General features: G+C 65.6%; 2 protein-coding genes. Both read right to left on the reverse strand.

Features of this window, described 5'->3' with window-relative positions; all coding sequences use genetic code 11:
* A partial coding sequence (locus EP380_RS23360; RefSeq protein WP_106573736.1) for an electron transfer flavoprotein subunit alpha/FixB family protein occupies positions 1–914 on the reverse strand: 914 nt, incomplete at its 3' end.
* A 163-nt stretch (positions 915–1,077) separates the two neighbouring features.
* Positions 1,078–1,827 (reverse strand): electron transfer flavoprotein subunit beta/FixA family protein, encoded by a 750-nt coding sequence (locus EP380_RS23365; protein ID WP_127601226.1) that lies wholly within the window; start codon positions 1,825–1,827, stop codon positions 1,078–1,080.
* Positions 1,828–1,830: the final 3 nt, after the last annotated feature.

Genomic DNA, 1,830 nt, shown 5'->3' on the forward strand with positions numbered 1-1,830 from the left:
AGCTCTGGGATTGCTGTGAAGAGGTCTTGGACGAGGCCGTAATCGGCGACCTGGAAGATTGGTGCCTCCTCGTCTTTGTTGATGGCGACGATGATTTTGGAGTCCTTCATGCCGGCCAGGTGCTGGATGGCGCCTGAGATGCCCACGGCGATGTAGAGGTCGGGGGCGACCACCTTGCCGGTCTGGCCGACCTGCCAGTCATTGGGCGCATAGCCGGCATCCACGGCCGCGCGCGAGGCGCCCACCGCCGCGCCGAGCTTGTCGGCGACCGGCAGGATGACCTCCTGGAACTTTTCCGCCGAGCCGAGCGCGCGCCCGCCCGAGATGATGATCCGGGCCGAGGTCAGCTCCGGACGGTCGCTCTCCGACAGCTTGTTCTCCACAAAGCGCGACAGGCCCGGATCGGCCGCCGCCTCGACCGTCTCGACCGGGGCAGAGCCGCCGTCGCCGGCCGCCTGGAAGCCGGCGGTCCTCACCGTGACCACCTTCGTGGCGTCGCCGGACTCCACCGTCTGGATCGCGTTGCCGGCATAGATCGGCCGCTTGAACGTCTTGGCGTCGACTACCTCGACAATGTCGGAGATCTGCATCACGTCGAGCAGCGCCGCCACCCGCGGCATCACGTTCTTGCCCATCGTCGTGGCCGGCGCCACCAGCGCGTCGTAGCCCTCGGCCAGAGAGACGACCGTGGCCGCAAGCGGCTCGGCCAGGCGCTCGGCGAGCCCGTCGGCCTCGGCAAGCAGAACCTTGCGCACGCCGGCAAGCTTGGACGCCTGCTCGGCCGCCGCCTTGGCGCCCTTGCCCGCCACCAGAATGTCGACATCCGAGCCAAGCCCGGACGCCGCCGACAAGGCCTTGGCGGTCTGGTCGGACAGGGTTTCATTGTCGTGTTCGGCAATCAAAAGAGTGGCCATCGTCGTCGTCCTTGCCTTGCTTGTCCCGCTCGCTCCGGTCCGAATTCGGATCAGGCCGCAGCCAAAGCGGTTGGGTTCGAGAACCGGCGCACAACGCAGTCGGATATGCGGGCACCGGAAGCACAGAGACCGGCCGCTTGCAGACCGGCCTCAAGCGAATTCACTACAGCACGCCGGCTTCGTTCTTCAGCTTTTCGACCAGCTCGGCCACGTCCTTGACCTTCACACCCGCCTTGCGGCCCTCAGGCTCCTCGGTCTTCAAAACCTTCAGACGCGGCGCGGCGTCGACGCCGTAATCGTCCGGCGTCTTCTCCTCAAGCGGCTTCTTCTTCGCCTTCATGATGTTGGGAAGCGACGCATAACGCGGCTGGTTCAGCCGCAGATCCGTCGTCACGATCGCCGGCAGCGACAACTCCACCGTCTGCAGCCCGCCGTCCACCTCGCGCGTCACCGTCGCCTTGCCGTCGGCAATCTCGACCTTGGAGGCGAACGTGCCCTGGCTCCAGCCCAAAAGCGCGGCCAGCATCTGGCCGGTCTGGTTGCTGTCGTCGTCGATCGCCTGCTTGCCCAGGATCACCAGCTCCGGCTTCTCCGCCTCAACGATCCCCTTCAAGACCTTGGCAACCGCAAGCGGCTCCATAACCGCGTCCGTCTTGACCAGGATGCCCCGGTCCGCCCCCATCGCAAGCGCGGTGCGGATCGTCTCCTGAGCCTGCTGCGGGCCGACCGAAATCGCCACGATCTCCGAAACCGTGCCCGCCTCCTTCAGCCGGATCGCCTCCTCCACCGAAATCTCGTCAAAAGGGTTCATCGACATCTTCACGTTCGAAAGCTCGACGCCCGAGCCGTCGGCCTTAACACGCGGCTTAACATTCGCGTCGATCACACGCTTGACCGGGACGAGGACTTTCATGCG

Source organism: Nitratireductor alexandrii, from assembly GCF_004000215.1.
GTDB lineage: Bacteria > Pseudomonadota > Alphaproteobacteria > Rhizobiales > Rhizobiaceae > Mangrovimarina > Mangrovimarina alexandrii.